This window comes from Pseudoalteromonas sp. MM1 (genome assembly GCF_030296835.1).
Classification (GTDB): Bacteria; Pseudomonadota; Gammaproteobacteria; order Enterobacterales; family Alteromonadaceae; genus Pseudoalteromonas.
Genome location: NZ_AP027922.1, coordinates 1,677,831 through 1,703,881, shown reverse-complemented (window position 1 = coordinate 1,703,881; position 26,051 = coordinate 1,677,831). Strand labels below are relative to the sequence as shown.

Sequence of the window (26,051 nt, the reverse complement as noted above, 5' to 3'; positions counted from 1 at the left end):
ACAATTAAATTTAGCAAAGATACTATCTAGAGCCGCTCTAATCTTATTAGAGAAGCTAATTATTTAGACGTAATAATACATTATTAATTGATAACGGGTTGTAATTAAGAGCATGCTTTTAAAATTATATATAAAAAGTAATCCACGTTAGTTACAGTGATACACTGAAAAACTAATATACTGGCTAAAAATGAAAGAGTGCAACCAATGTGGTAAATGCTGTATTAAATACGGTGGGGGCGATTTAAGCGCAACTGCACAAGAAATTGAAATGTGGGCACTGTTTAACCCAGACATTTATAAATACGTTAAAGGTGATGAAATTTGGTTTGATCCAAAAACGCAATTGAGACTCACCACTTGTCCCTTTTTAGAGGTAGTGCCCAAAAAAGAGCCCTCCCATAAAACACTGTATACCTGTAGCATTTACCTAGATAGACCAGAAGATTGCCGCCATTATCCAAGTTTGGTTTCAGAAATGATACGTGATGAATGCGAAATGATAGAACCTACCGATGTAAAAAACCAAATTAGAGCACAACATAAGCTTAATATAATTATGCTAGATAGCCGCTCTTAAACAACTTATCTTATTTGCATGTTTATTCATCGAAAAACATTAAGCTATAGTATAACATTATTGATAAGTCAATAATGTGGTGTTATATTATATCACAACATAGTAACCGCGAACCTTTAAGATAATGACAAAGTTAACATTAATTTCCTCTGCAGTTTTTTCTGTTTTATGTTCTCATTCAGCACTTGCTGCTACCGTTACCGGTAAAATAACAGATGATAAAAACCAACCTATTGAAAACGCAGCTGTACACGTTCATGGTAAAGACCAAGGTGTAAAAACCAACGCACAGGGCGAATTTTCTATTGATGTAGACTCTCAAAGTCAGTTGCACGTAAGTAAAGACAACTTTATAGACTCGCGTATTGCGGTCAATGAAAACTCAAACAATGTGACGGTTTCGCTTACCCCTACCTCGGTAGAAACCGTGGTTGTATATGCCTCTGCATTGCATAAAAATAGCCTTGAGATGATTTCTCCTGTCAGCGTATTATCTGGTGATGAGCTTAAAAACAAGTCAAAACCTACCCTTGGCGAAACACTAAAAGGCTTACCGGGTGTAAATGCCAGTTACTTTGGCCCAGTATCATCAAGCCCTATTATCCGTGGCTTAGATGGCCCACGCGTAAAAATTACACAAAACGGTTTAGATGCCAGCGATGCATCGCGTATTGGTCCAGACCATGCGACTTCAAGCGACAGCTTAGCGGCTGAACAAATTGAAGTATTGCGCGGACCAAGCACCCTACTTTATGGATCAGGTGCAATTGGTGGTGTAGTAAACGTAGTTGATAACCGTATACCAACAAGTAATTTAAATGATTTAACCGGCGCTGCTGAATACAGCCACGACACGGTATCTAATTCAAATACTGTGGCGGCAAAACTAGAAACAGGCAATGATGGGCTTAACTTTCATTTTGATGGAACTAAGCGCAGTGGTGATGACTATGACACACCGACATTTAGCATTACAGATGAAGATGGTGACGTTGAAACAGCCAACACTGTAGAAAACACTTTTATTGATAGCGACACATTTAATGTGGGTACGAGTTATGTGGGCGATCATTTAACGGTTGGCTTTTCTTACGGTAGCATTGAAACCGATTACGGTATTCCTGGGCATGAGCATCATGATCATGACCATGAAGGTGAAACCGAAGAAGAACACGACGAGCACGCAGATGAAGAGGAAGAAGAGTCTGTTTATGCGCATCTTGAGCAAGACCGTTGGCAAGGCCTGATAAGTTATGCGCTAGATAATAACTGGATTGAAAATATTAACCTTCGTGTTGGCTACACTGATTACAAACACAGTGAAATTGAAGACGGTGAAATTGGCACTACCTTTAAAAACGAAACAACCGAAGCACGCTTAAATGTAGAGCATAAGTTAGCTCAATGGCATGGTATGATAGGCTATCATTATAGCGAGTCTGATTACGACGCCATTGGTGAAGAAGCCTTTACTCCTGCAAGTGTTACCACTACTCATGCACTATATCTACTTGAAGAACGTGAGTTTGGAGATGTTACGCTAGAGCTTGGTGCACGTATTGAAGATTATGAGATTACGAGCACAATTACAGAAGCAGAGCACGACCACAGCCATGATGAAGAAGAGGAAGATCATGACGAAGGCGAAGAAGAAAGTATTGCTTACAGTGAAAGCTTTACTAATGTAAGCGCCTCTGCCGGTGCTATTTGGCAATACACACCAGGACAAAGCATAGCACTTAGCTTATCTCATTCAGAGCGTGCGCCCCTTTCAGCTGAGCTTTTATCAAACGGGTTACACATTGCTACAGGGACTTACGAGCTAGGCCTTGGCTATCATATTGAAGATAACGAGGTTCATTTTGAACCTGAAGACATTAAACAAGAAAAATCTACTAATCTTGATTTAAGCTTTAGACGTTTTAGCGGTGATTTTGGCTACACAGTAAACTTTTTCTATAACGATATTAAAAACTTTTACTATCAAGAAAACACCGGCCTAGTTTACGACGAAGAAGATGGTCTAGAGTCAGCGATTGGCGCACATGATGATGCAGTTGCTGTTTATCAATTTGCCAGCAAAGATGCTGAGCTATATGGTATTGAGTTTGATGTACACTATCAAATTGACTCTAATGCTATGGTTAAAGTATTTGGTGATTCAACTCGCGCTAAACTTAAAGATGATGAGGGCAATTTACCACGCATCCCTGCTAATAAGTTAGGCTCTGAATTACAATATAATTTAGGTGACTTACAGCTTACTCTTACTGGCACGCATTACTTTGAGCAAGACGATATAAGCGCCTTCGAAACCAAAACAGATGGCTACACAATTGTTGATGCACAAGCTAATTATCAGTTAAGTTTAGGCGCAATTGACACGCAACTTTATTTGAATGTAGATAACATTACAGACGAACTTGGCTTTGTTCACAGCTCGTTTATAAAGGATAAAGCCCCACTACCTGGTAGAAACTTCCGCTTTGGTATTAGAGGTTATTTTTAATAACGCTTTGGCATTTATTTAGTTAATTTTAAAGCCGCATTTTATATGCGGTTTTTTATGCCTACTCATTTAATTAACTAGGTTATTTACTTGTTGTAATAGGCGTTTGTAGCGCAGGTAGCAACACGTTTATCTATCCCCAACATAACTCACTTAATTATGCGGATTGGCCTAAATTCCTAACGTTATATAGCTTGGTATTAAAGCACAGGACACAAAAAAGCCGCGGTCAAAACCACGGCTTTTTAAGTACTGACTTAATAACTAAACTAAGAAAGTATTTCGTGTAGCTCAACGTCGAATACAAGCGTTGAGAAAGGTGCAATTGCAGCACCTGCACCACGTTCACCATAAGCAAGCTCATGAGGAACGTAAATACGCCATTTAGTACCTACTGGCATCATTTGTAAAGCTTCAGTCCAACCTTTGATCACGCCACCAACTGGGAATTCAGCTGGTTGACCGCGCTCATAAGAGCTATCAAATACTGTACCGTTAATTAGTGTACCGTGGTAATCAACACGTACTGTAGACTCAGCTGTTGGCTTTTCGCCTTCACCCGTTGCTAGTACTTCGTATTGAAGACCAGACTCTGTAACAGTGATTTCAGGACGCTTAGCGTTTTCTTCTAAGAATGCGATACCTTCAGCAGAAAGTACTTTTGCTTCTTCTTCACGACGCGCTTGAATCTCTTCGTTAATTTTTTCAAATGCAGCTTGGATCTCAGGGATCTCAACTTGAAAAGCGCTACCAGCGTACGCATCTTTCATGCCTTCAAATACTGAATTTAGGTTTAAGCCTTCAAAAGGGTTAGACTTAAGTTGCTCACCCATTTGTAAGCCAATACCGTAACTTGCTTTTTCAGCATCTGTAGTAAAATTATCTGACATAATGTGTTTTTCACGTTTTGTTAGTTAAAAGACGCGTACATGCTAACATAAAATAAAACCGGTTTGGGGCTAGTTTTTACTGTGTTTCACCTTAATTTTGCCAACTATGTAACTACAAAGGGGTAAACTGAATAAAAATCCAACAAGCAACGGCCACGCCAATAAACCGCCAGAGCCAAACAGCACCAATGGCACTAATACTAAACCCACTAAAGCAATAAAAGCTGCGCCAATGACAGGCCAATGCGTATCGTATTTAGTAATAAGATGCGCAGTTAATACATTAAAGCCAATACCATATACAAAGGCGGTGATAAGCGTTGCGTCTGGTTGTGCATCTGCTGCCATTTTTATTAATAAATTAATCGCGCTTTGATAACAGTAGCCAAATACAATCCACAGTAATACATGCTTTACTAAGCGTTGCGATGTTGTAAGGTTTGCTTCTTTTGACATTTATTAAACTCCAAAAAGCAAAAAACCGCCCATAAGGCGGTTTTTTTAAATAATGGTGGAGAGATAGGGATTTGAACCCTAGATAGGCTACAAACCTATGCCGGTTTTCAAGACCGGTGCATTCGACCACTCTGCCATCTCTCCGTACGGCGCGAATAATAGGAGGTATTGAGCAACTTGTAAAGACCTAAATGTAAATAATTAGCTAAAAACACTATTTGGTTCAAAAAAACACCACAAATAGCTAAAAACCTACGTTGTACATTACCTTATCAATAATATTGCTTTGGCCTGCGTGCAATCCACGAACAAATTAAGCACAGTAATAAACTAAGCGCTAAAAATGTAACACTTTGAAAGATTAAGTCAAAACGGTTTAAGTCATCACTTGGGACAACCACAAATAAAAATGCAGGCAATACACTGAGTAATAATACATAAAAACAAATTTTAAAGGCTCGACCAAAGTCAAACCGCTTAGACTGCTGCATCCACCAAGTTAATAAAACAAGCATTCCCATAGCTGATCCAGCTATAAAGTGTGCCGTATTGGTGCTCATTGCCACATAAAGAGTAATAAAAGCACCCACTATTCCCCAAATTGACCATGCCAGCCAATTCTCTTTTTCTTGTAAAAATAAATTTCCCATCGTTTTCGTCTTCTTTATCGTTATTTTTATTAAGACTTTCCATACATTAACAAAAAACAACCGATTAAAAAACAAACTGAAGAAGAAAAAGTTAACCTTTATTGCTTCCGTGCGCTTCTCACAGCTAAATCAAAAAGTACAAGCTTAACAGCAGCAACCTTAATCCTGTATGACTGTGAGAAATCGCTAAAGTTCATTATTTATTATAAATAGCTAAAGTAGTCATCAGGTTTATGCTTAGCGGTCTTTTTACACTCAACCTCTGGGGTACCTAAATATAAATACCCAACTATTTCATCTTGCTCATTTAAATTAAGGGCATTTTTTACAGCTACACTTTGTGCAAAATACCCTGTACGCCATACTCCCCCCAAACCTTGTGCAAATGCGGCTTGTTGCATGGCAAGTACACTGCAACCGGCACTTTGGACTTGCTCAATACGCGGTACTTTTGGATGAGCTTGATACTTAGCAATAGCAATAATAATCATCGGCGCACGCAGCGGGAGCGCTTTTGCGCGTTTAATTACCTTTTCTTCTTGTTGTTCGGCCACTGCGCTTTGATAATATATATCGCCGAGCTTTTCGCGGGTTTCACCTTCTACAACTATAAATTGCCATGGTGCAATACACCCATGATCAGGCACACGCAATGCGGCTTGTTTGATAATATCGAGTTGCTCTGAATTTGGTCCTGGGGCGGTTAATTTAGCGTCTGATTGGCGGGTTAGTAAAAGCTCAATAGCATCCATAGCGTACTCTCATAATTAAAACGTTAGAGTACCATTTATGCCTTTAAAAAATAAACTATGCTTTTATTATCAATTTTATTAAAACCATAATTATTCTCTCGTATTAAACACCCTAACTGCGTTGAATCATATTCATAGACCACAGTAAAAATCAGATGAAGGTGCTATGCGCTTTACCTAAGCTATAACAAAAAGGGCGTATAAAAAATATTTACACACCCTTTTTAAACCCATTTGCTTACTACTGTTTTACTACTGCACGCTTTAGCCAATAATCAACGCTTACAAAGCGGCCGCCACCGACAAAAAATAAGCTCAGGAGCATCGCAAAGTAAATAGCCGAAAACTCAATGCCATTATTTAAAATTGATGGTTTGCCTTTTTCGTATAAGTAATCAGGAAAACCATGTTCTTCAACTAAGCCGCGGATTTTTCCTATTCGCTCTTGCACTTCAAGTGAGTTTTCTAGGCTTTCTTTTGCACCAGGAATAGATAACCAATCAAGCACTTGGGCTGCACTTGTGTCAGGGTTTGTCGGTGCAATGGCAAACCAACCGTTGTGCCAGTGTACGGTTGTTGCTGCCACAACCATTGTAAACATCAGCGGAATACTGATTAAACGAGTAAACAGGCCAAATAATAAAAACCAACCGCCTAAAAACTCACTCCACCCAGCCAAAAAAGCCAGTAAATCGGGAAATGGTAACCCTAAGCCCCATTCACTATTTCCAAACCATTGCACAACATCAGGCGACGCTAAGAAATAATTAAAAAAACCTTGGGTATCGCCACTTATCGCAAGCTTGTTATAACCAGCAATGATCATAACTGGGGCTAAAATAAGACGAAAGAGTAACGCGGGTAAACCATCTAGAAACGATAGTTTACCAATAACTGAATGATAAAAGTGAGTTAGTTTCTTCATGCGAATCCTGTGTGTTAAGCGTTTATTTAGTTATAGACTATAGACAGTAAAGACCGCATGATTAAAAAAACTATTTCATTTTATTTACATCGTTTAAATACTTCTCGCTATTTGTAATGCTTCAAAAATAGCGCGTTTAGCATCAATCGCAGCAGCAAGTTTAGCACCACCAATAACATGTACATTCGCGTTTTCAGCATGCGCTTTTAACAGTTCATTATTAGAAACCTGCCCTATACACGCAATAACTGTATCAACCGGCAGTACTTGTTTTTCACCTTCAACAGTGATTGTTAGGCCATTATTATCAAAGCTATGGTATTGGCAATCTGCAATTTGCTTAACACCATGTTGCTTAGCAACTTGACGATGTATCCAGCCTGTGGTTTTCCCAAGCCCACTGCCAAAGCGACCTGCACTGCGTTTTAGCATGTATAACTGCCGCTCGTCTTTATGTGGTTGTGCCTCGCATTCAATACCCCATTGCTTTTTAAACTCAGGAATAGTTTGCGATTTGTGCTCGCTTAAAAAAGCGACCATATCAAAACCAATACCACCGGCCCCTAAAATGGCTATTGATTTACCAAGCTCAACCTCACCTCGTATCACTTCATCATAGGCAAATACGCGTTTGCCATCACTGCACTTAATTGATGCTTCACGAGGACGAACACCTGTAGCAAATACGATGTCATCGTATTTTTGTAACATTGAATCATCGTAGGCTTTGCCAAGCTCTACATTTACGTTAAGTCTTTCAAGTTCATTAGTAAAGTAGCTAAGCGTATGATTAAAATCTTCTTTACCAGGTATTTGCATAGCTAAATTAAACTGTCCACCCATCTGTGTTTTCTGATCGATAAGCGTTACTGTGTGCCCTTTTTGAGCCAAATAGCAACTTGCCGAAAGCCCCGCGGGACCAGCACCTACTACTAATACACTCTTCGCTTTGGAAGCTTTATCTAACGGGTAATCAAGTTCAAAGGCAGCTTGTGGGTTGACTAAACAGGTTGCACGTTTATTTTTAAATACGTGGTCTAAACAGCCTTGATTACAGCCAATACAAATATTTATTTGTTTAGTTTGTTGATTTTGATATTTATTAAAAAACTCTGGGTCGGCCAATAACGGGCGCGCCATTGAAATTAAATCGGCTTCATCATCATTAAGAATTTGGTTGGCTATATCCGGCGTATTGATACGATTTACAGCTATAACAGGTACATTCACCACTGACTTTAATCGTTTTGACGCTTCTTTAAATGCTCCAGGCGGTACCATGCTAGCAATTGTTGGCACACGAGCCTCATGCCAACCAATGCCGGTATTAAAAATATCAACACCAGCTTGCTCAAGTGCTTTGGCCTGAATAGTCACCTCATCAGGGGTTGAGCCATTAGGGATAAGATCCATAACAGATAATCTAAAAATAATTAAAAACGTATCAGATACTTTCGCTCTAACAGCTTTAACTATTTCAAGCGCTAATCGCATTCTATTTTCTAGGCTACCACCAAATTCGTCATTGCGTTTATTGGTGTGCGGCGCCATAAATTCATTAATTAAGTAACCTTCAGAGCCCATAACCTCTACGCCATCGTAACCGGCCTTCTGTGCCATGTAAGCAGAATGGGCGAAGTCTTTAATCGTTTTTTTTATCGAACTTAACGACATTTGTTTAGGTTTGTATGGGTTAATTGGCGCTTGAATAGCGCTAGGAGCTTGGTTAAACGGATGATAAGCATATCGACCGGCATGTAAAAGCTGTAAACATATTTTCCCACCATGTTTATGAACAGCACCAGTGTATGCACGGTGTTTAAATACATCATAGTAACTATTAAATGATGAAGAAATTGGCGTTAGCTTACCGCGCAAATTAGGGCTATAGCCCCCGGTAATGATCATCGCAGTGCCGCCTTTAGCCCGTGCTTCATAAAAAGCACTTAATCTTTTGCGGTTATGCCAGCCCTCTTCAAGCCCTGTATGCATTGAGCCCATTACCAAGCGGTTTCGTAATTGTGTGTGTTTTAATTGTAGTTGTTGTTCTAACATCCTGTGCCCCGTTAACTGGTCTAACCTGTATACATTAGCTAATTCTGCTTTAATGGCAAGTAATAAGCAATATGTGCCTGCATTTAATTAAAAATACTATTAAAAACGTATATTTATATAACCTCATAAACACTTCGTTACGATTTAACAGTTAAAATTATTTTTATTCTAGGCTAAGATGGAACTAATGTATTAGCTGTACCAATATTAAGGAGCTATTTTGATAGCAAAGGTATTTAGAGGTATTTGGACTGGAATAAACTTTTCTCGTCGTTTAATACTCAACATTTTGTTTTTATTACTGGTTGTTGTATTTTTTATGTCGCTTTCGAGCGATGACGATACAATAATGATAGAAGATGGCTCTGTACTTAGGCTTAATCTTAATGGGCCAATTGTTGAAGAAAAAACATACATAGACCCTGTTGAAGCAGCCATTAACGATGCAACATCTAATTCAGAAGCACCGAGCGAAATTTTACTTGACGATGTAGTCAGAGTAATTGATGAAGCCACGAATGATGAGCGCATCAGCGTTATCTTACTAGATTTGCAAGAAATGCCTAAAGCTCACTTAAATAAGTTAAAGCGTATAACTAAATCGTTAGATGCCTTTAAGCAAGCAGGTAAAAAAGTGATTGCTTCGGGCTACTATTACACCCAATCGCAATATTATATTGCTTCGCATGCCGATGAAATTGCAATGCACCCTTATGGTTCGGTAGCCATTGAAGGCTATGGAATGTACCCACTTTACTTTAAAGAAGCACTAGAAAAGCTTAAAGTAACGCAGCATATTTTCCGTGTCGGTACGTTTAAGTCGGCAGTAGAGCCGTTTATTCGTAACGATATGTCTGATGCTGCTAAAGAAGCTAACCGTGTTTGGCTTGGTGCGTTGTGGAGTGAATATAAGCAAGATGTTGCTGCGGTACGCCCTTTTGATGAATCTAACTTTGACGAAACCATGGATGTTTACCTTGCTAAAATGAAAGCAGCAAATGGCGATGCAGGTAAATATGCACTTGACCATCAATGGGTCGACTCGCTTAAAACAACTCAGCAAATTCGCCAACAACTAATTGATTTAGTTGGCGCACAAGAAGACGGCAAAACATTTAAGCAAGTGTCATTTCGTGAGTACTTAAGCGTAGTTAAGCCCCCTATCGAATTTGATAACCCCATAACAGAAAAAGTTGCCGTAGTTGTTGCTAAAGGGACGATTGTTGATGGTGATCGCAAAGCTGGTGAGATTGGCGGCGATTCTACCGCAGCTTTACTTCGCAAAGCTCGCCTTGATGATAAAGTAAAAGCGGTTGTTTTACGTATTGATTCGGGTGGCGGAAGCATGTTTGCCTCAGAGGTTATTCGCGCTGAAGTATTAGCACTAAAAGCCGCTGGCAAACCTGTAATCGCATCAATGAGCTCAGTTGCCGCATCTGGCGGTTATTGGATTGCATCAGCAGCGAATGAGATTTGGGCAGCACCAAGTACCATCACCGGCTCTATTGGTGTATTTGGTACATTTATGACGTTCGAAGATACATTATCTGAAATTGGTGTTTACTCAGATGGTGTTGCAACAACAGAAATGGCAGGATTTTCTATTACTCGCCCTCTTAATGAAAAAATGGCACACGTTATTCAAATGAGTGTTGAAGAAGCTTATGGGCGCTTTTTAAATGTGGTTGCAGATGCGCGTAATATGACACCAGAGCAAGTTGATAAAATTGCACAAGGGCGTGTGTGGATTGCTTCACAAGCGCAAGAGCTTGGCCTAATTGATAAGCTTGGCGATAAACAAGATGCAATTGATGCCGCTGCAGCACTTGCAAAGCTTAATCACTACGAAGTGAAAACAATTAAGCAAGACCTAAGCCCGCAAGAAAAAATGCTACAAGATATTTTTGGTAGTGCATCCGTTAAATCTATGCTTGGTTTAAATACAAATACAGCCTCTGTTTTAGCCACTCAAGCTAATATTAATACGGTGATAAAGCGTTTAAGTAGTGAAGTAGCAGACTTAAAAGATTATAACGATCCGCAAGGTGTGTACGCACGTTGTTTAGTGTGTAGCGTTGCACAATAAGCGTGCGCGTATTTACTCAAGCAGCTGTATTTAAAACAACTTAACGTTATACTAAGCCCAGTTTTTTTACTGGGCTTTTTTTATGAAACGTAAACGCATTTATATCGCATACACAGGCGGTACCATAGGGATGAAAAAATCGAGCCGTGGCTATATTCCGGCTGAAGGTTTTTTAACAGAAACAGTGGTCAATAACGCAGAATTTAACCGTGAAGAAATGCCCCTTTTTGATATTCACGAATACTGCCCTCTCATTGATTCATCTGATATGTCGCCAGCGCATTGGCAACTTATAGCTGATGATATTAAAAGCAAATACCACGATTACGATGGCTTTGTTGTACTTCATGGCACCGATACAATGGCTTACACGGCCTCCGCTTTGTCATTCATGTTCGAAAACCTGACTAAACCCGTTATAGTTACTGGCTCACAAATTCCGCTATCGCAGCTACGCTCAGATGGGCAAGTAAACTTATTAAACGCCATGTTTTTAGCGGCTAATTACCCAATTGCTGAAGTGAGCTTATTTTTTAATAACCAATTATTTAGAGGTAACCGAGCCACTAAAGCTCATGCCGATGGTTTTAATGCCTTTGCATCTCCTAACCTAGAGCCTTTAGCGTTATCTGGTATTAATATTCAGCTAATTAAAGGTCAACTAAGTCCTTATGTAGAAAACGAACTACAAGTCACCCCCATTACACCCCAACCCATTGGTGTACTTTATTTATACCCAGGCATTAGTAAAGATGTGGTTAAAAGTTTGGTGAATGACAATATAAAGGCATTGGTATTACTGAGCTTTGGCGTAGGTAATGCACCTCAAGACCCTGACTTTTTAGACGTGCTAAGTGAGGCAAGTAAACGCGGCATGGTTATTGTTAATTTAACGCAATGTTTAAAAGGCCATGTAAATATGGGCGGCTACGCTACGGGTAACGCGTTATTAAATATTGGTGTAATAAGTGGCTACGATATGACACTAGAGGCGTGTTTAACAAAGCTGCATTATTTGTTTAGCCAAAACTTAGAAATTGAAACGATTCGCCATTTAATGCAAGACAATTTACGCGGTGAATTAAGCCGCTAATGTTAGTAACCAAAACGCAAAAGGCACGCTAAATAGCGTGCCTTTATTATTTTAATACAGTAATTATCTTACTTTTGCGTCTATAGCGACTAAATCTGTTAAGTGGCACACTTCACCTGAGTGAGTTTTAATGCCATGCTCACCAAAGTAATCGCGCTGAGCTTGTACTAAATGTCCATTACTTGGCGTGGTTAATGTTGCTAAATATGTTTGTGTTGATGCAAGTACAGGAAACGCTAAGCCAGTCATTACGGCTTGCCCTGTTATTTTACGAAGCGCATTAGATTCATTTTCAAGTGTATCAATGTATTCAACGCCTTGCGCTACGCTATCTAGGTAGTCAGCACGAATAATACAACCAGCACGCCATGTTTGCAGTGTTTTAGCTAAGTCTACTTTCCACTGATGGGTACGAGACGCCCCTTTAATTAACGCTAAACCTTGGCGATACGCTAATAAACTCGCTAATGTAAATGCATCTTTTAGCTCTTCAAGGTCAATATCAACCTCGTTTGTAGCTTTAGCAGCATACGTCATTTCTTGTGCAGCAGTTGTGTCGCATACATTGGTTAAATGGCGAGCTTGTACTGCAGCTACCAAAGAAGGAACAGCAATACCTAGCTCAAGTGCATTTTGCGCAGTCCAAAGGCCTGTGCCTTTTGCGCCCACTTTATTATCAATTAAATCAACAAGCGGCTCTTGCTTGGTGTTTTCAAGAGACAAAATATGGCTAGAAATAGCAAGCAAATAACTATTTAGGTGGCCAGTAGACCAGTCATCAAAAATTTCAGCCACTTCTTTTGGTGAGCGGCCTGTGCCAATACGCAGTAATTGATACACCTCTGCAATAAGTTGCATAATTGCGTATTCAATACCGTTGTGAACCATTTTTACAAAATGGCCACTGGCCGATTGACCAACGCGTGCAAAGCACGACTCGCCATTGTAGCTAGCGGCTACTTTTTCAAACCACGGTTCGATTCGCTCCCAACCGCCTTCTGAGCCACTTGCCATCATTGCAGGGCCATGACGTGCGCCTTCTGCACCGCCAGAAATACCCATAGTGGCAAATTCAAATTTGTTTTGATACTTAAGTTTACGATTAATGCCATCTTTGTAGTTGCTGTTACCACAATCTACAATCATATCATTACACTGTACGCCGGCTTCAATAAGCTCATTACATACCGCATCTACCAGTTCGCCTGCCGGCACTAGTAATAAAATAGAGCGAGGTGTTTCTAAACGCCTTACCATGTCTCCTAAATCAGAAACAATATGAAGTCTATCGGCCATGCCTTGCGATTTAGCACAACTTAATAACTCTTCACCCGCATGTGGGTTTTTATCATATGCGACTAACGTTATGCCTTTTTCAATCATGTTTAAGGCAATATTTTTGCCCATAACGCCTAACCCGACTAATGCAACTTGCATTTAGTGTCCTCCTCGGTAACAACTATTTGGTTAGTAAACTAAGTAATTCATTAAATAATACCGCGTGCATTATACTCATACCGTCATAAAATGCGAACGTTGAGCTAATACAGCATGCTTTTTTATTACGCTATTAAAAAGCACTGCAATTGTATCAAATATAAGGGCTTCGCGGTTACAAATACTCTGCGTATTTTGAATTTAAGATCATTGACGGATTTTGACACCGGTGTCATAATGATGACATATTCGTTTTGTATAAAATAGTGGCAATACTAACTAGTTTGCCTATAACTAAAAATGTTTATACATAAGTTATAAGTATTTTGAAGTCACAAAATAACCGTCAACCTGCTTACACATCTAAGCACACAGGAGAATTTGATGCTAAGACGCACAAAAATAGTCGCTACACTTGGGCCTGCAACAGATCGAGATAACAATTTAGAAAAAATTATTCGTGCTGGCGCTAATGTAGTACGTTTAAACTTCTCACATGGTGTTGCACAAGATCATAAAGACCGTGCACAAGCTGTACGCAATATAGCTAAAAAATTAGGTAAACACGTTGCTATACTTGCAGACCTTCAGGGCCCTAAAATTCGTGTTTCTACCTTTAAAGAAGGTAAAGTAAACCTTGCAGTAGGCGCAAAATTTACCCTTGATGCGAAAATGGAAAAAGGTGAAGGCGACGTAAATGCGGTAGGTATTGATTACAAAGAATTACCACAAGATGTAAGCCCAGGGGATTTATTACTATTAAACGATGGCCTTATTCAACTAACCGTAGAGCAAGTAGAAGGTCACTTAGTACACTGCTCGGTTACGGTAGGTGGTGTATTATCAAATAATAAAGGCATTAACCGTTTAGGCGGTGGTTTAACGGCCCCTGCGTTTACAGAAAAAGACAAAGAAGATTTAATCACTGCAGCTGAAATAGATGTTGATTACATTGCAGTATCATTCCCACGCAGTGGCGATGATATGCGTTATGTACGCTCTTTAGCAGAAGCTGCAGGCTCTAAAGCACAACTACTTGCAAAGATTGAACGTGCAGAAGCCGTAGAAACACAAGAAGCAGTAGATGATATCGTTTTAGCATCAGACGCTGTAATGGTTGCTCGTGGCGATTTAGGTGTTGAAATTGGTGATGCTGCACTAATGGGTAAACAAAAACTCATTATTCGTCGAGCTCGTTCATTAAACCGTACTGTTGTAACCGCAACACAAATGATGGAATCGATGATCGATAACCCAATGCCAACACGCGCAGAAGTTATGGATGTAGCAAACGCAGTACTTGATGGTACTGATGCCGTTATGCTTTCAGCAGAAACCGCTGCTGGTGATTACCCTGAAGAAACGGTAGCGACAATGGCACGTGTTTGTTTAGGTGCAGAATCGCAAAAAGAAACCCACGTATCTAAGCACCGTTTAGACAGCCGTTTTTCTAACAATGCAGAATCTATCGCGCTTTCAGCTATGTACGCTGCTAACCACTTAGATTCGGTTAAAGCAATTGTTACCTTAACTGAGTCAGGTAGCACTGCTAAACTTATGTCGCGTATCAGCTCTGGTTTACCTATTTACTCGCTTTCACGCCATGCAAGCACGCTAGGCCAAACAGCGCTTTATCGCGGTGTTTATCCTGTATTTTTTGATTCAACAAAAACTGAAAAAGACGGCATGGTAAAAGCTGCACTTGATACCCTTGTTGCACAAGGTTCATTACAGTCTGGCGATACAGTCATTATTACTCACGGTGACTCAATGGAAACTGTGGGCGCAACTAACACAATGAAAATTGTAACTGTAGCGTAATTTCTGCCTTATATAAAAAATGCGAGCTAAAGCTCGCATTTTTTATAAATACCAATCCGCATAATTAAGTGATCTATTTTGAGGATGGATAAACGTGTTGATAGCACGGCAAAAAATTTGCTATTTAGTTGTTCTCGGCAATTGCTCCTGTATTGCTCTACCTTCTGCATCCATGCAGTCGTAAATGAGAAATTTTTAACGCAGATAGCGACACGTTTAGCCCAAAAAAAATGATTAAGTATTATTGTTGATTGGTGTAAAACATCAAACTAGCTAGCTAGCGCTGCTTTTACTTTATCGCGGTAGCTTCGGCTTACTTTAAGCTCTTGTCCATTTTCAAGCACTAATAAATACTCACCACTTACTTGTGTAACCAGCTTGCTTATTTGTTTGGTATTTACAATTGCACTGCGATGAACTCGCACAAACAAATGTGGGTCGAGCTCTTGCTCAAGCTCTTTCATTGTTTTACGCAAAATATGTGTTTGCCCATCTTGGCAATGTAAACACATATAATCTCCAGCGGCATCAACCCATTGAATTGTTGCAACCGGGACACGAATAATTTCACCCTGCTCTTTTACCGCCAGTGATTCTGGGTAACGTTTATCAGTTAGGGTATCGCCTGTGGCTAATTTTTTAAGAATTTCTTCACAGTTATTACCTGTAATACCGGCAACAAAACTCGCTAGTTTTTTCTTATGGGCGTTGTCTTGCTGTGTTTTTAAGTAACTATGCACTTTTTCTACCGCCTGTTTTAGTCTGTTATCGTCAACGGGTTTTAAAATGTAATCCAAAGCATGTATTTCAAATGCCTTTACTGCAAATTGATCAAACGCAGTAACAAACACAATCGCGGGTAACGCTTTAGTGCTTTCGCTTAAGGCACGAGCAACTTCAAAGCCATTCATTCCTGGCATTTGTATATCTAAAAAAACTAAGTCTATTGCGTGCTCTTTGCATGCTTCTATTGCATCAGAGCCTGAACTACACAGTTTAATGACTTCTATATCAGTATATTCTTCAAGTCTTACTGCTAAGCCCTTTCTTGCTAATGGTTCATCATCAACAATGATGGTTTTAATTTTAGTCATTTCTTCACAGCCTTCTCAAACGGTACTCGCAGATTAACTTTCAATCCACTTGGCGTATTATGTGATAATACAAACGAATAATTATTTTCATAGAGCGTTTTTAATCTGTCTTTGGTATTTGCCACCCCTACCCCTTGTGCATTTACAAGTTGTCCGTCTATTAGTTCGGTACCGGGTCCATTATCACCTACTTCTAGTAGTAGCTCGTTGGCAAAAACCTGTGCTTTTATGTCTATCACACCGCCTTGTGACATATGCGCAATGGCGTATTTAATTGCGTTCTCAATTATCGGCTGCAAAATTAAGCTCGGCACAAGTGCCTCTTTTGCTTGCTCGCTAACATCTACATTTACTTTTAAACGCTCATCAAATCTAACTCGCTCAATTTCTAAATACAGCATTAATGCGTGTAGCTCTTGCTCTAAAGGCACTTTTTTAATGGGATCAGTATTTAGTGTATAACGCAAAAAGTCGCTTAACCTTGCTACCATTAAGTTAGCATCTTTGTTTTCTTTTACCAAAACTAATGTAGAAATAGCATTGAGGGTATTAAATAAAAAATGCGGGTTAAGTTGGTATCTGAGCATTTTTAATTGTGCTTCATGGGCCATTGTAGTTGCTTTAAGCGCTTTTTGTCGCTCACTCTGTAATAGCTGATAATACTTTATGCCAAAGTATAAGCCACTCCAACATAAAATTATGTAAACAGAGTCTAAACCATGCTGTAAATAGTAAAACCAATCTTCTGGGCGGTAACCATGGCGGTATATTTCCCATAAATTAAATTTTTGTACAATTGCCCACAACGTACCTGTAATGTACGAGGCACCAAATACAACCACCATTAATACCCATGGTGATGCATTCCAAGTTTTTCTGTAAATATAACGAAGTGGAACTGTCATTAAACAACCAGCATAGGCATTTAATAATATAACGAATACGTAAATATCACGCATTTCAAATACTTTAGAGCCGATATAATTTACAAGCGCATAACCAATCCAGCCAGCAATTTGCAATAGCCAAAAAAAGCGTTGCCTGTTATCAACCAAAGATTGCCAATTCAAAATAAAATACAACTCCGTATAAGTTAGCCAATAAGTTAAAATTCCGTTAGGTAATTTAACCACTGGTTTTGTTATTATATCGATTATTACAAAGTGTTAGCAGTGCCAACTGTCTTAATTTTTAAGACCCTTACCGCAAAGTAACGCCCATAAAAAAGCGAAAGGTATTTACCTTTCGCTTTTAAATATTTAATAGCAGGATTTAAGTTAAGCCAGCTTGTCTGATGCCACTTTATAAGTTGGGTCTTCAATTACGTTCACTTCAACTAAATCACGCGCTTTGTGTAAAAGTTGCTTACAGTCTTTACTTAAATGACGTAAGTGAAGCTGCTTACCTGCTTTAGTGTACTTATCAGCTAAGCTGTCGATGGCTTCTATTGCACTGTGATCTGCAACACGGCTGTGTTCAAATTCAATAATTACATCTTTAGGGTCGTTTTTAACATCGAATAACTCTGAAAAGTTTTTAACTGAGCCGAAAAATAACGGGCCATGCAGTTCGTATACTTTAGCACCTTGCTCGTCAATGTAGTTAGTTGTGTAAATATGTTTTGCATGTTGCCAAGCAAAAACTAAGGCAGAAACAATAACACCAACACACACTGCAATCGCTAAATCTGTTATTACAGTCACACCCGATACTAATACAATAACAAAAGCATCAGACAGTGGCACACGCTTCATCATTTTAAAGCTTGCCCATTCAAAGGTACCAAGCACAACCATAAACATAACACCGACAAGCGCTGCCAGTGGGATCATTTCAATTAAACTTGAAGCAAATATTATAAAAGCAAGCAGCATTAATGCTGCACTTATCCCCGACAAGCGCGAGCGCCCGCCCGAGTTAATATTAATCATTGATTGTCCAATCATGGCACAGCCCCCCATAGCGCCAAAAAAGCCACAGGTTACATTAGCAGCACCTTGGCCAATACACTCTTTATTTGAATGACCACGGGTTTCGGTAATTTCATCAATTAAGCTAAGCGTTAATAACGACTCAATTAAACCAATAGCCGCTAAAATTAATGCATATGGAAAAATGATATAAAACGTTTCTAGCGTAAATGGAACCATAGGAATATGAAATTCTGGCAAGCCGCCAGCAATGGTAGCCGCTTCATTCCCTGTCATCCCTTTCAAGAAATCAAGTACTGTGCGTGAGTCTAAATCAAGGCCTATTACTAACGCCGTTACCGTTACAATAGCAACTAAAGAAGAAGGCACTGCAGTAGTTAGCTTTGGTAAAAAGTGAATGATAGCCATAGTTAACGCCACCAAACCCAACATGATGTATAGGGCTTCGCCCGTCATCCATTGCTGACCGCCTGCGCCATCTGGCACTTTAAACTGGCCAAGTTGTGCTAAAAATATAACTATCGCTAATCCATTTACAAAGCCGAGCATAACAGGATGCGGAACCATGCGAATAAACTTACCAAGCTTAAATACCCCCGCGAGTATTTGCAGTATCCCCATCAGCAACACTGTGGCAAATAAATACTCAACACCGTGATCTAAAACCAAACTTACCATTACAACAGCGAGTGCACCGGTTGCGCCCGAAATCATACCAGGGCGACCACCAAAAATAGCCGTAATTAAACCAACGATAAACGCGGCATAGAGACCAACTAAAGGTTCGACATTTGCTACAAAAGCAAACGCAACAGCTTCTGGAACTAAAGCAAGTGCTACAGTTAAGCCAGATAAAATATCGTTTTTAGCAGAGCTAGGCGCTTTGCTGAGTAAGTTAAACATTGAGTTCCTCAGGGGTTATCAGGTTAGGATCGAAAAAAGCGCTAAATGTTACCAAATTAGCGCTCATTTAACAATTCGCACACAGCGTTATTAGCTTTGTTAGTATAGCTTAACTGTGAGTTGTTTATTTTTTATAGAGGAAGAGACGTACTGCGTTTTACACATGTCATCGTTACGTTAGAGTGTACCTCTTGAACGTATTCTAAGCTGAGTAAATTATCACGTACAAAGTGTTCATAGCCTTCTATACCTTGTGAGATTATGCGCAGCATAAAATCCATAGTGCCGGCCATCGTGTAACATTCTGTCACTTCGTCATAGCTCATAATTAGCTTTTCAAACTCAGCTAAGTTTTTCTTACCATGGTTAGATAAGCGCACATGTGCGTATACAAGCATGTCAAAGCCAAGCTTTTTCTCATCTAAAAGCGCGACTTTACTTTTGATGTAGCCATCTTGTTCAAGCTTTGCAATGCGTCGCCAACAAGGTGATTGAGATAAGCCTACTTTGTCTGCAATTTCGGCAGTTGAAAGACTTGCGTCCTGTTGTAAAAGTGCCAAAATTTGGCGATCTACGTGATTTAGAGACATTTTATTTCTTATTTATCTAATAAACTGGTTAAATTATACAGCCAATTTAAAATTCCGTCTGCATAATTTTGCATTTCCATGGATTTTAATTAACCAAATTGGCCACTTATAAATGGATTAGTGCGTTTTTCGTGGCCTACAGTGGTATCTTCACCATGGCCAGCTAAAATTTTTGTGTTGTCATCAAGCGTTAAAATATGATTTTTAATCGACTCAATGAGCTGCTCTGTGTTGCCTTTAGGGAAATCTGTACGCCCTACCGAACCTTTAAAAATAACATCACCAACAATAACGCATTGCTGATCAGGCTCATAAAATACAATATGGCCAGGAGTGTGCCCAGGGCAATGCTTAACACTAAAGCTAAGTTTTCCAAGCGTTAGTACATCATTATGGTTAAGCCAAATATCAGGATAAAATGCATCAATAGTTGAAAAGCCAAACATTTGTGCTTGCATAGGCAAGTTGTCAAACCAAAATGACTCATCTTTTTGCGGGCCAATAATTTGCACATTGTAATGTGAGCGTAGTTCATCGGCCGCACCTACGTGGTCTAAATGACCATGCGTAAGCCAAATAGCGCTCAATACTAATTGGTGCTCACTAAGCGTGGCAATAATTTTTTTTGGGTCACCGCCTGGGTCTATCACCACAGCTTGCTTTGTTTCTGGACAGCTAATTATTCTGCAATTTTGAGAAAAACCAGTCACGGGTATCGTAATAACGTGCATATTAAATTTCTTTATCTTTTTGATCGGGAATAACGGCTACTTGTTCGTACGACATCAAAATTGGGTATTTTAAATACGCCTCGTCATAAAATGGGGTGTGTGAATATAACCAGTGCAAACGTGCCTTAGCATCTTGCGAAAATGCTTTATCTTTAAGCTTTTCATCAAACTCCAAGGCAAGTTTCGGGTTGTCTTTGAGCATTTTTCGTGCGTACGGGATTAACGCATAGTTTTCCATATACTCTGTTCGTTGAAAAATTGTGTTGAATTCCCCCCACGCAAAAAAAGAATCTGGGGCTTCTGGGTGTAATAAATGAACCGCTAATTCCCCTGCTTTTTGCTGTGTATTTACTTGATACCACCCGTCTAAATTTACATTTATTGCCGGCACATAATCAAAACTTGCAGAAACTCTAAAACGACCCTCAAACGGGGCGTTATCAAACGAGTAATCAAGCACTTTAGCAAGCTTTAGCGGTTGCGTATTCTCGCCTTTAAGTTTGTTTACGGACACCCCATGTAGCTTGAGTTTTTCTATTATGTCGGTATACACAGGTGGAATAAAAAACGCCTGCGGCACATCAACAACTCGCTCAACCTCTTTTTGCCAATAAATCGGTAAATCAGTATAGGTATACGCTTTGCCTAAATATTTAACCTCAGTTTGCCCCGAGAGCGCACTCATACTTGATGTGTATTCTACCCCTTTAAATTCACTGATTGTGTCTGCTTGTTTAGCATAAGCTCGTTTAACAATTAGTTTCTCAGGTACAAATTCTTGCTCTTTTTTTACTGCGTTCGCAAGTTCATGACTATACTGAGATAGCGCATTAATCGCCCCATCTAAAAATACATAGGTGCCTAATACACGTTGTTGATAAGGTTTTAAAGAATGATTTTCGACTAAAATTGTTGGTAATGATTTTAAATCACCCCACCCGTTTGAAAAACGCGGTGTGGCAACCCAGCCCGCAAGGCCTTTTTTAAAGTCGCGTTTATCCATAACAAACACCAATGGCCCAGGTATATGCCCTTGCTTTTGTAATGTTTCATCAATAACCGGCTTTATATACTGATTTAATGCATCAGATATCGCGGGTGATTCACTTGCAAATACAGGGTTATAACCATAGGTCACATCGTACTGATAATCAGCGCCATCAGTAACATGCACATCAATGTATAAGTTAGGGTTGTAATCATTAATAACTTTTAAAACACTTCTCACCTCTGGTGTATCTAACTTAGTAAAATCGCGATTAAGGTTTAGATTATTTGCATTGGTTCTAAAGCCCATTTTTTCAGGGCCGCGCTGATTTATGCGATTAAATGCACTACTGCGTTCATGCCCATCTACGTTTAAAATAGGAATAAAAAGTATGTTTACCTTTTTTAGAATATCACGGCGCTTACCCGTTGCAATATCGCGAAGCAACATAAACATGGCGTCTTTACCATCTATCTCACCAGCATGAATACCGGCTTGGATAAAAATAGTTGGCTTAGTGCTGTTGGCCATTTGCCCTGCTTCGAAGAACCCTTGTTCACTGGCAACCAACATTTTAATAGCGCGATGGCTATTACTGTAGCCTATTACTTGAGACTGAAACTGTGTGGGATTTGCCGCTACGAGCCTATCTACAAACGCCATTGTGTCGGCATAGCTTGGCGAAGATTTCCCCTGAGATAATTCAAAATCAGTGGTTAGCGGGCCTTGCTGCTGTAATAACGAAACGCTATCACCTTGCCAAGGAATAAGGGGCGGTAAGTGACTGTTATCTGCCACAATTGCAGATAAAAATAACAGACTTGCAAACATAGTTTTCTCTAACAAACGCTTTAATAAAATAAATTATATCAAGTAAACATGCTTATATTATAAAAGTGCGGTGATTCAACAAAAAAGGAAGTCCATTTATATCAATTCGCTTAATTAGGTGATCTATTTTGAGGATGAAAAAACGTGTTGATAACTAGCCAAAAAATTTCGCTATTTAGTTGCTCTAAATGAGGTTTTAACGCAGGTAGCTACACGCTTAGCCCCGATAATGATTGAGTATCATTGCGGGTGGGAGTAAAGAATGTATTAAATTATAAACACAAAAAAAGGAGCCTAGGGCTCCTCTTTAATACTTATTTAAAAAAGCTTAAGCTGCCGCTAGGCCTTCTTTTGCTTTTTCAACAAGCGCTGCAAATGCAACTTGGTCGTAAACAGCGATATCTGCAAGGATCTTACGATCGATTTCTACAGAAGTCTTTTTAAGACCATTGATAAAACGGCTGTAAGACAGACCATTTTGACGTGAAGCTGCATTGATACGTGCAATCCATAATTGACGGAAAGTACGTTTCTTAGCACGACGGTCACGGTAAGCGTATTGACCCGCTTTAGTAACTGCCTGGAAAGCTACGCGGTAAACACGTGAACGTGCTCCGTAGTAACCTTTAGCTTGCTTTAAAACTTTTTTGTGACGTGCACGTGCGACAACGCCGCGTTTAACTCTTGCCATTTCTAAAAACCCCTATTAAGCGAATGGTAACATACGTGAAACTAGACCATGGTCATTTTTATGAACCATCATCTTAGGACGTAGGTGTAACTTACGCTTAGAAGTTTTCTTAGTCAGAATGTGACGAAGATGCGCTTGTTTACGCTTGAAACCGCCAGAAGCAGTTTTCTTGAAACGCTTAGCAGCGCCTCTGTGACTTTTTAGCTTATAAGCCATTGCAATAACTCCAAATGTATTGCTTAAAAATTAGTAAGCAGGCGTGAGATATATTTCTATAGCTCCACTTTTAGGCCTAACTTACTGCCATATTCCGGTGAAAACCCAGCATAAATGCCGCAATTTTACTTTAAAACCGGTTAGCACAGGTGAATATTTGCATATTACTTGGGTACCTGAGCTAAATTCGGTGCGCATTATCGCTTAAAAATTATTTTTTAGCAACAGGCGCCATCATCATAACCATTTGGCGGCCTTCAACACGATTTGGGAAAGACTCAACTACTGCAAGTTCTTCTAAATCAGCCTTAACACGGTTTAATAATTCGATACCAATTTCTTGGTGAGCCATTTCGCGGCCACGGAAGCGGATAGTAATCTTAGCTTTATCGCCAGCTTCTAAGAACTTACGTAAGTTGCGAAGCTTAACCTGATAATCACCTTCATCCGTGCCAGGACGGAATTTGATTTCTTTAATCTGGATTTGCTTTTGCTTCTTCTTCTGCTCTTTTAGTTCTTTGCTTTTTTCAAAGATGAACTTACCGTAGTCCATAACCTTACAAACAGGCGGCTCAGCGTTTGGGCTAATCTCTACAAGATCAACACCCGCTGCATCAGCCATAGCTTGCGCGTCTTTTAATGACTGAATTCCAGCTTGTTCGCCTTCGATGTCGATTAAACGAACTTCTTGAGCTGTAATTTCTTCGTTAATACGATTTTTTTGAGCTGTTTGTTGCCCTTTCTTGCCGCCTCTAATGGTACGTTCCTCCAAGAATATCAATAATATAAGCGTGTAGTTGGCTGTTTGTGATTGCCCTACACGCTCGATTTTTACTGTCGATTTTTAATTTCTTCACTAATTTTAGCTACAAAATCATCAACATTAAATTTGCCTAGGTCTTCACCTGTGCGGGTACGTACTGCTACTTCCTGTTGTTCAACTTCTTTATCGCCAACAACAAGTAAGTAAGGAATACGCTTAAGTGTATGCTCTCGGATTTTAAAGCCAATCTTCTCATTTCTCAAGTCGGCAGCGGCTCTAATTCCAAGTTTATTTAATTTTTGTACAATTTCGTGCACGTAATCTGCTTGTTTATCGGTAATGTTCATAATTACCACTTGCTTTGGCGCAAGCCACGTTGGGAATAAACCAGCGTACTCTTCAGTTAAAATACCGATAAAGCGCTCAATTGAGCCTAAAATAGCACGGTGTATCATAACTGGAGTGCGTCGTTCGTTGTTTTCTGCTACATAAGTAGCACCTAAACGACCCGGTAATGCAAAGTCGAGTTGCACTGTACCACATTGCCACGCTCTGTCTAAACAATCGTACAAAGTAAATTCAATTTTAGGGCCATAAAACGCCCCTTCACCTGGTAGGTAATCAAATTCAATGTCGTTTGCTTTAAGTGCATCGGCTAATGCAACCTCTGCTTTGTCCCAAATTTCATCGTCGCCGATACGTTTTTCAGGACGCGTAGAAAGCTTCACTACAATTTTGTCAAAACCGAATGTCTCATAGGTATCATAAACCATCTTAATACACGCTGAAACTTCGTCCATTACTTGCTCTTCGGTACAGAATACGTGAGCATCATCTTGTGTAAAGCCACGTACACGCATTAAGCCATGTAAAGCACCTGATGGTTCGTTACGGTGACAACAACCAAACTCGGCCATACGCAGTGGTAAATCACGGTACGATTTTAAACCTTGGTTAAAAATTTGCACGTGACCTGGGCAGTTCATTGGTTTTATAGCGTATTCGCGTTTTTCAGACTCTGTGGTAAACATGGCGTCTGAGTATTTTTCCCAGTGACCTGATTTTTCCCACAAAGAGCGGTCCATCATCATTGGACCTTTAACTTCTTCGTAGCTGTACTCACGCAGTTTTTCACGAACAAATTCTTCAAGCTCGCGATAAATGCTCCAACCATCGTTGTGCCAAAATACCATGCCTGGCGCTTCTTCTTGCCAGTGCCATAAGTCGAGCGCTTTACCAATGCGGCGGTGATCGCGTTTTTCAGCCTCTTCTAAGCGCTTAAGGTACGCTTTAAGTTGCTTTTTATCACCCCACGCTGTGCCGTATATGCGCTGTAGCATTTTGTTTTCAGAGTCGCCACGCCAGTAGGCACCTGCTACTTTCATTATTTTGAAGTTTTGGCAGAATTTCATGTTTGGTACGTGAGGCCCACGACACATGTCTACGTATTCTTCGTGGTGGTATAATCCTGGTCTGTCATCTTTTGCGATGTTTTCGTCCAAAATTTCCATTTTGTATGTTTCGCCACGCGCTTCAAATGTATCGCGTGCTTCTTGCCAGCTTACATTTTTTTTCACTACATCGTAGTTTGTTTTTGCAAGTTGCAACATACGCTTTTCAATGGCATCTAAATCTTCTTGAGACAAAGAGTGGTCCATATCAATATCGTAGTAAAAACCGTTATCGATAGTTGGACCAATCGCCATTTTAGCATCTGGGAAAAGTTGCTTAACTGCATGACCTATCAAGTGAGCACACGAGTGACGAATAATTTCTAGGCCGTCGTCATCTTTTGCGGTGATGATTTCAAGGCGCGAATCTTCGTTGATCATATCGCAAGCATCAACTCGCTCACCATTAACGCGTCCAGCAATGGTAGCTTTAGCAAGACCAGGGCCGATATCGTTAGCTACATCAAGAGTACTTACAGGGTTTTCAAAACTACGCTGACTGCCGTCAGGAAGAGTAATAACTGGCATTATAAATCCTTACATACAGTGGTGACACCTACAATGTATCACGTGTATTTTTAAATAAATTAAATGAGAATGACTCGACA

Annotated in this window: 22 protein-coding genes and 1 tRNA gene; 5 read left to right on the top strand and 18 right to left on the bottom strand. The window is 39.8% G+C overall.

The window, feature by feature from the left end:
* Positions 1-190: 190 nt before the first annotated feature.
* Together QUE46_RS07725 and QUE46_RS07720 are read left to right on the top strand one after the other, a co-directional pair.
* A complete protein-coding gene (locus QUE46_RS07725) occupies positions 191-580 on the top strand; it encodes a YkgJ family cysteine cluster protein (protein ID WP_286247412.1) in 390 nt (129 codons plus the stop codon).
* A gap of 124 nt (positions 581-704) precedes the next feature.
* Positions 705-3,089 (top strand): TonB-dependent receptor domain-containing protein, encoded by a 2,385-nt coding sequence (locus tag QUE46_RS07720; RefSeq protein WP_286247411.1) that lies wholly within the window; start codon positions 705-707, stop codon positions 3,087-3,089.
* Positions 3,090-3,358: 269 nt separating this feature from the next.
* On the opposite strand, the gene QUE46_RS07715 is transcribed toward QUE46_RS07720, so the two are convergent.
* The 7 genes from QUE46_RS07715 to QUE46_RS07685 form a co-directional block, all read right to left on the bottom strand.
* Positions 3,359-3,979 (bottom strand): FKBP-type peptidyl-prolyl cis-trans isomerase, encoded by a 621-nt coding sequence (locus tag QUE46_RS07715; RefSeq protein ID WP_004587856.1) that lies wholly within the window; start codon positions 3,977-3,979, stop codon positions 3,359-3,361.
* Between the two features lie 69 nt (positions 3,980-4,048).
* The gene (locus tag QUE46_RS07710) at positions 4,049-4,435 is read right to left on the bottom strand and encodes a hypothetical protein (RefSeq protein ID WP_029772511.1); all 387 of its coding nucleotides are present in this window, start codon (positions 4,433-4,435) and stop codon (positions 4,049-4,051) included.
* Between the two features lie 53 nt (positions 4,436-4,488).
* A tRNA-Ser gene (locus tag QUE46_RS07705) sits at positions 4,489-4,579 on the bottom strand.
* Between the two features lie 128 nt (positions 4,580-4,707).
* A complete protein-coding gene (locus QUE46_RS07700) occupies positions 4,708-5,085 on the bottom strand; it encodes a hypothetical protein (RefSeq protein ID WP_024034084.1) in 378 nt (125 codons plus the stop codon).
* Between the two features lie 203 nt (positions 5,086-5,288).
* Positions 5,289-5,837: an NAD(P)H nitroreductase gene (locus tag QUE46_RS07695; RefSeq protein WP_286247404.1), complete on the bottom strand. Its 549-nt coding sequence runs from the start codon at positions 5,835-5,837 to the stop codon at positions 5,289-5,291.
* Positions 5,838-6,078: 241 nt separating this feature from the next.
* A complete protein-coding gene (locus tag QUE46_RS07690) occupies positions 6,079-6,762 on the bottom strand; it encodes a DoxX family protein (protein WP_286247402.1) in 684 nt (227 codons plus the stop codon).
* 93 nt (positions 6,763-6,855) lie between these two features.
* The gene (locus QUE46_RS07685; RefSeq protein WP_286247400.1) at positions 6,856-8,817 is read right to left on the bottom strand and encodes an FAD-dependent oxidoreductase; all 1,962 of its coding nucleotides are present in this window, start codon (positions 8,815-8,817) and stop codon (positions 6,856-6,858) included.
* A gap of 220 nt (positions 8,818-9,037) precedes the next feature.
* Here QUE46_RS07685 and sppA point away from each other — a divergent pair, with 220 nt between their 5' ends.
* Entirely contained in the window at positions 9,038-10,903 is a 1,866-nt protein-coding gene (gene sppA / locus QUE46_RS07680; RefSeq protein WP_286247398.1) for a signal peptide peptidase SppA, read from the top strand.
* 82 nt (positions 10,904-10,985) lie between these two features.
* A complete protein-coding gene (gene ansA, locus QUE46_RS07675; RefSeq protein WP_286247396.1) occupies positions 10,986-11,996 on the top strand; it encodes an asparaginase in 1,011 nt (336 codons plus the stop codon).
* Positions 11,997-12,059: 63 nt separating this feature from the next.
* On the opposite strand, the gene gndA is transcribed toward ansA, so the two are convergent.
* Positions 12,060-13,433, bottom strand: a complete 1,374-nt coding sequence (gene gndA / locus QUE46_RS07670; protein WP_286247395.1) for an NADP-dependent phosphogluconate dehydrogenase — start codon at positions 13,431-13,433, stop codon at positions 12,060-12,062.
* Between the two features lie 384 nt (positions 13,434-13,817).
* Between gndA and pyk the strand changes: the two genes are divergently transcribed.
* A complete protein-coding gene (gene pyk, locus QUE46_RS07665) occupies positions 13,818-15,254 on the top strand; it encodes a pyruvate kinase (RefSeq protein ID WP_286247394.1) in 1,437 nt (478 codons plus the stop codon).
* Between the two features lie 269 nt (positions 15,255-15,523).
* Here the strand turns inward: pyk and QUE46_RS07660 are convergent, their stop codons facing one another.
* The 10 genes from QUE46_RS07660 to thrS form a co-directional block, all read right to left on the bottom strand.
* Positions 15,524-16,348, bottom strand: coding sequence for a LytTR family DNA-binding domain-containing protein (locus QUE46_RS07660; RefSeq protein ID WP_286247393.1), 825 nt, complete (start codon positions 16,346-16,348; stop codon positions 15,524-15,526).
* On the bottom strand, positions 16,345-17,418 hold the full coding sequence (locus QUE46_RS07655) for a sensor histidine kinase (RefSeq protein ID WP_286247392.1): 1,074 nt from the start codon (positions 17,416-17,418) through the stop codon (positions 16,345-16,347). Before QUE46_RS07655 ends, QUE46_RS07660 begins: the two co-directional genes overlap by 4 nt.
* Positions 17,419-17,625: 207 nt before the next feature.
* Entirely contained in the window at positions 17,626-19,182 is a 1,557-nt protein-coding gene (locus QUE46_RS07650; protein ID WP_286247391.1) for a SulP family inorganic anion transporter, read from the bottom strand.
* Between the two features lie 131 nt (positions 19,183-19,313).
* Positions 19,314-19,772 (bottom strand): Lrp/AsnC family transcriptional regulator, encoded by a 459-nt coding sequence (locus QUE46_RS07645; RefSeq protein WP_002960703.1) that lies wholly within the window; start codon positions 19,770-19,772, stop codon positions 19,314-19,316.
* An 89-nt stretch (positions 19,773-19,861) separates the two neighbouring features.
* On the bottom strand, positions 19,862-20,503 hold the full coding sequence (locus tag QUE46_RS07640) for an MBL fold metallo-hydrolase (RefSeq protein WP_286247381.1): 642 nt from the start codon (positions 20,501-20,503) through the stop codon (positions 19,862-19,864).
* 1 nt (position 20,504) lies between these two features.
* Positions 20,505-22,322 (bottom strand): M14 family metallopeptidase, encoded by a 1,818-nt coding sequence (locus QUE46_RS07635; protein WP_286247379.1) that lies wholly within the window; start codon positions 22,320-22,322, stop codon positions 20,505-20,507.
* A 328-nt stretch (positions 22,323-22,650) separates the two neighbouring features.
* Positions 22,651-23,013 carry a 50S ribosomal protein L20 gene (rplT, locus tag QUE46_RS07630; protein WP_004587841.1) on the bottom strand — a complete coding sequence of 121 codons (363 nt, stop codon included), beginning with the start codon at positions 23,011-23,013 and terminating at the stop codon, positions 22,651-22,653.
* A 15-nt stretch (positions 23,014-23,028) separates the two neighbouring features.
* On the bottom strand, positions 23,029-23,229 hold the full coding sequence (rpmI, locus tag QUE46_RS07625; RefSeq protein WP_004587840.1) for a 50S ribosomal protein L35: 201 nt from the start codon (positions 23,227-23,229) through the stop codon (positions 23,029-23,031).
* 211 nt (positions 23,230-23,440) lie between these two features.
* Positions 23,441-24,001 (bottom strand): translation initiation factor IF-3, encoded by a 561-nt coding sequence (infC, locus tag QUE46_RS07620; protein ID WP_024034072.1) that lies wholly within the window; start codon positions 23,999-24,001, stop codon positions 23,441-23,443.
* Between the two features lie 59 nt (positions 24,002-24,060).
* Complete coding sequence (gene thrS / locus QUE46_RS07615) at positions 24,061-25,971, bottom strand: threonine--tRNA ligase (protein WP_286247357.1); 1,911 nt, start codon at positions 25,969-25,971, stop codon at positions 24,061-24,063.
* Between the last annotated feature and the right edge of the window lie 80 nt (positions 25,972-26,051).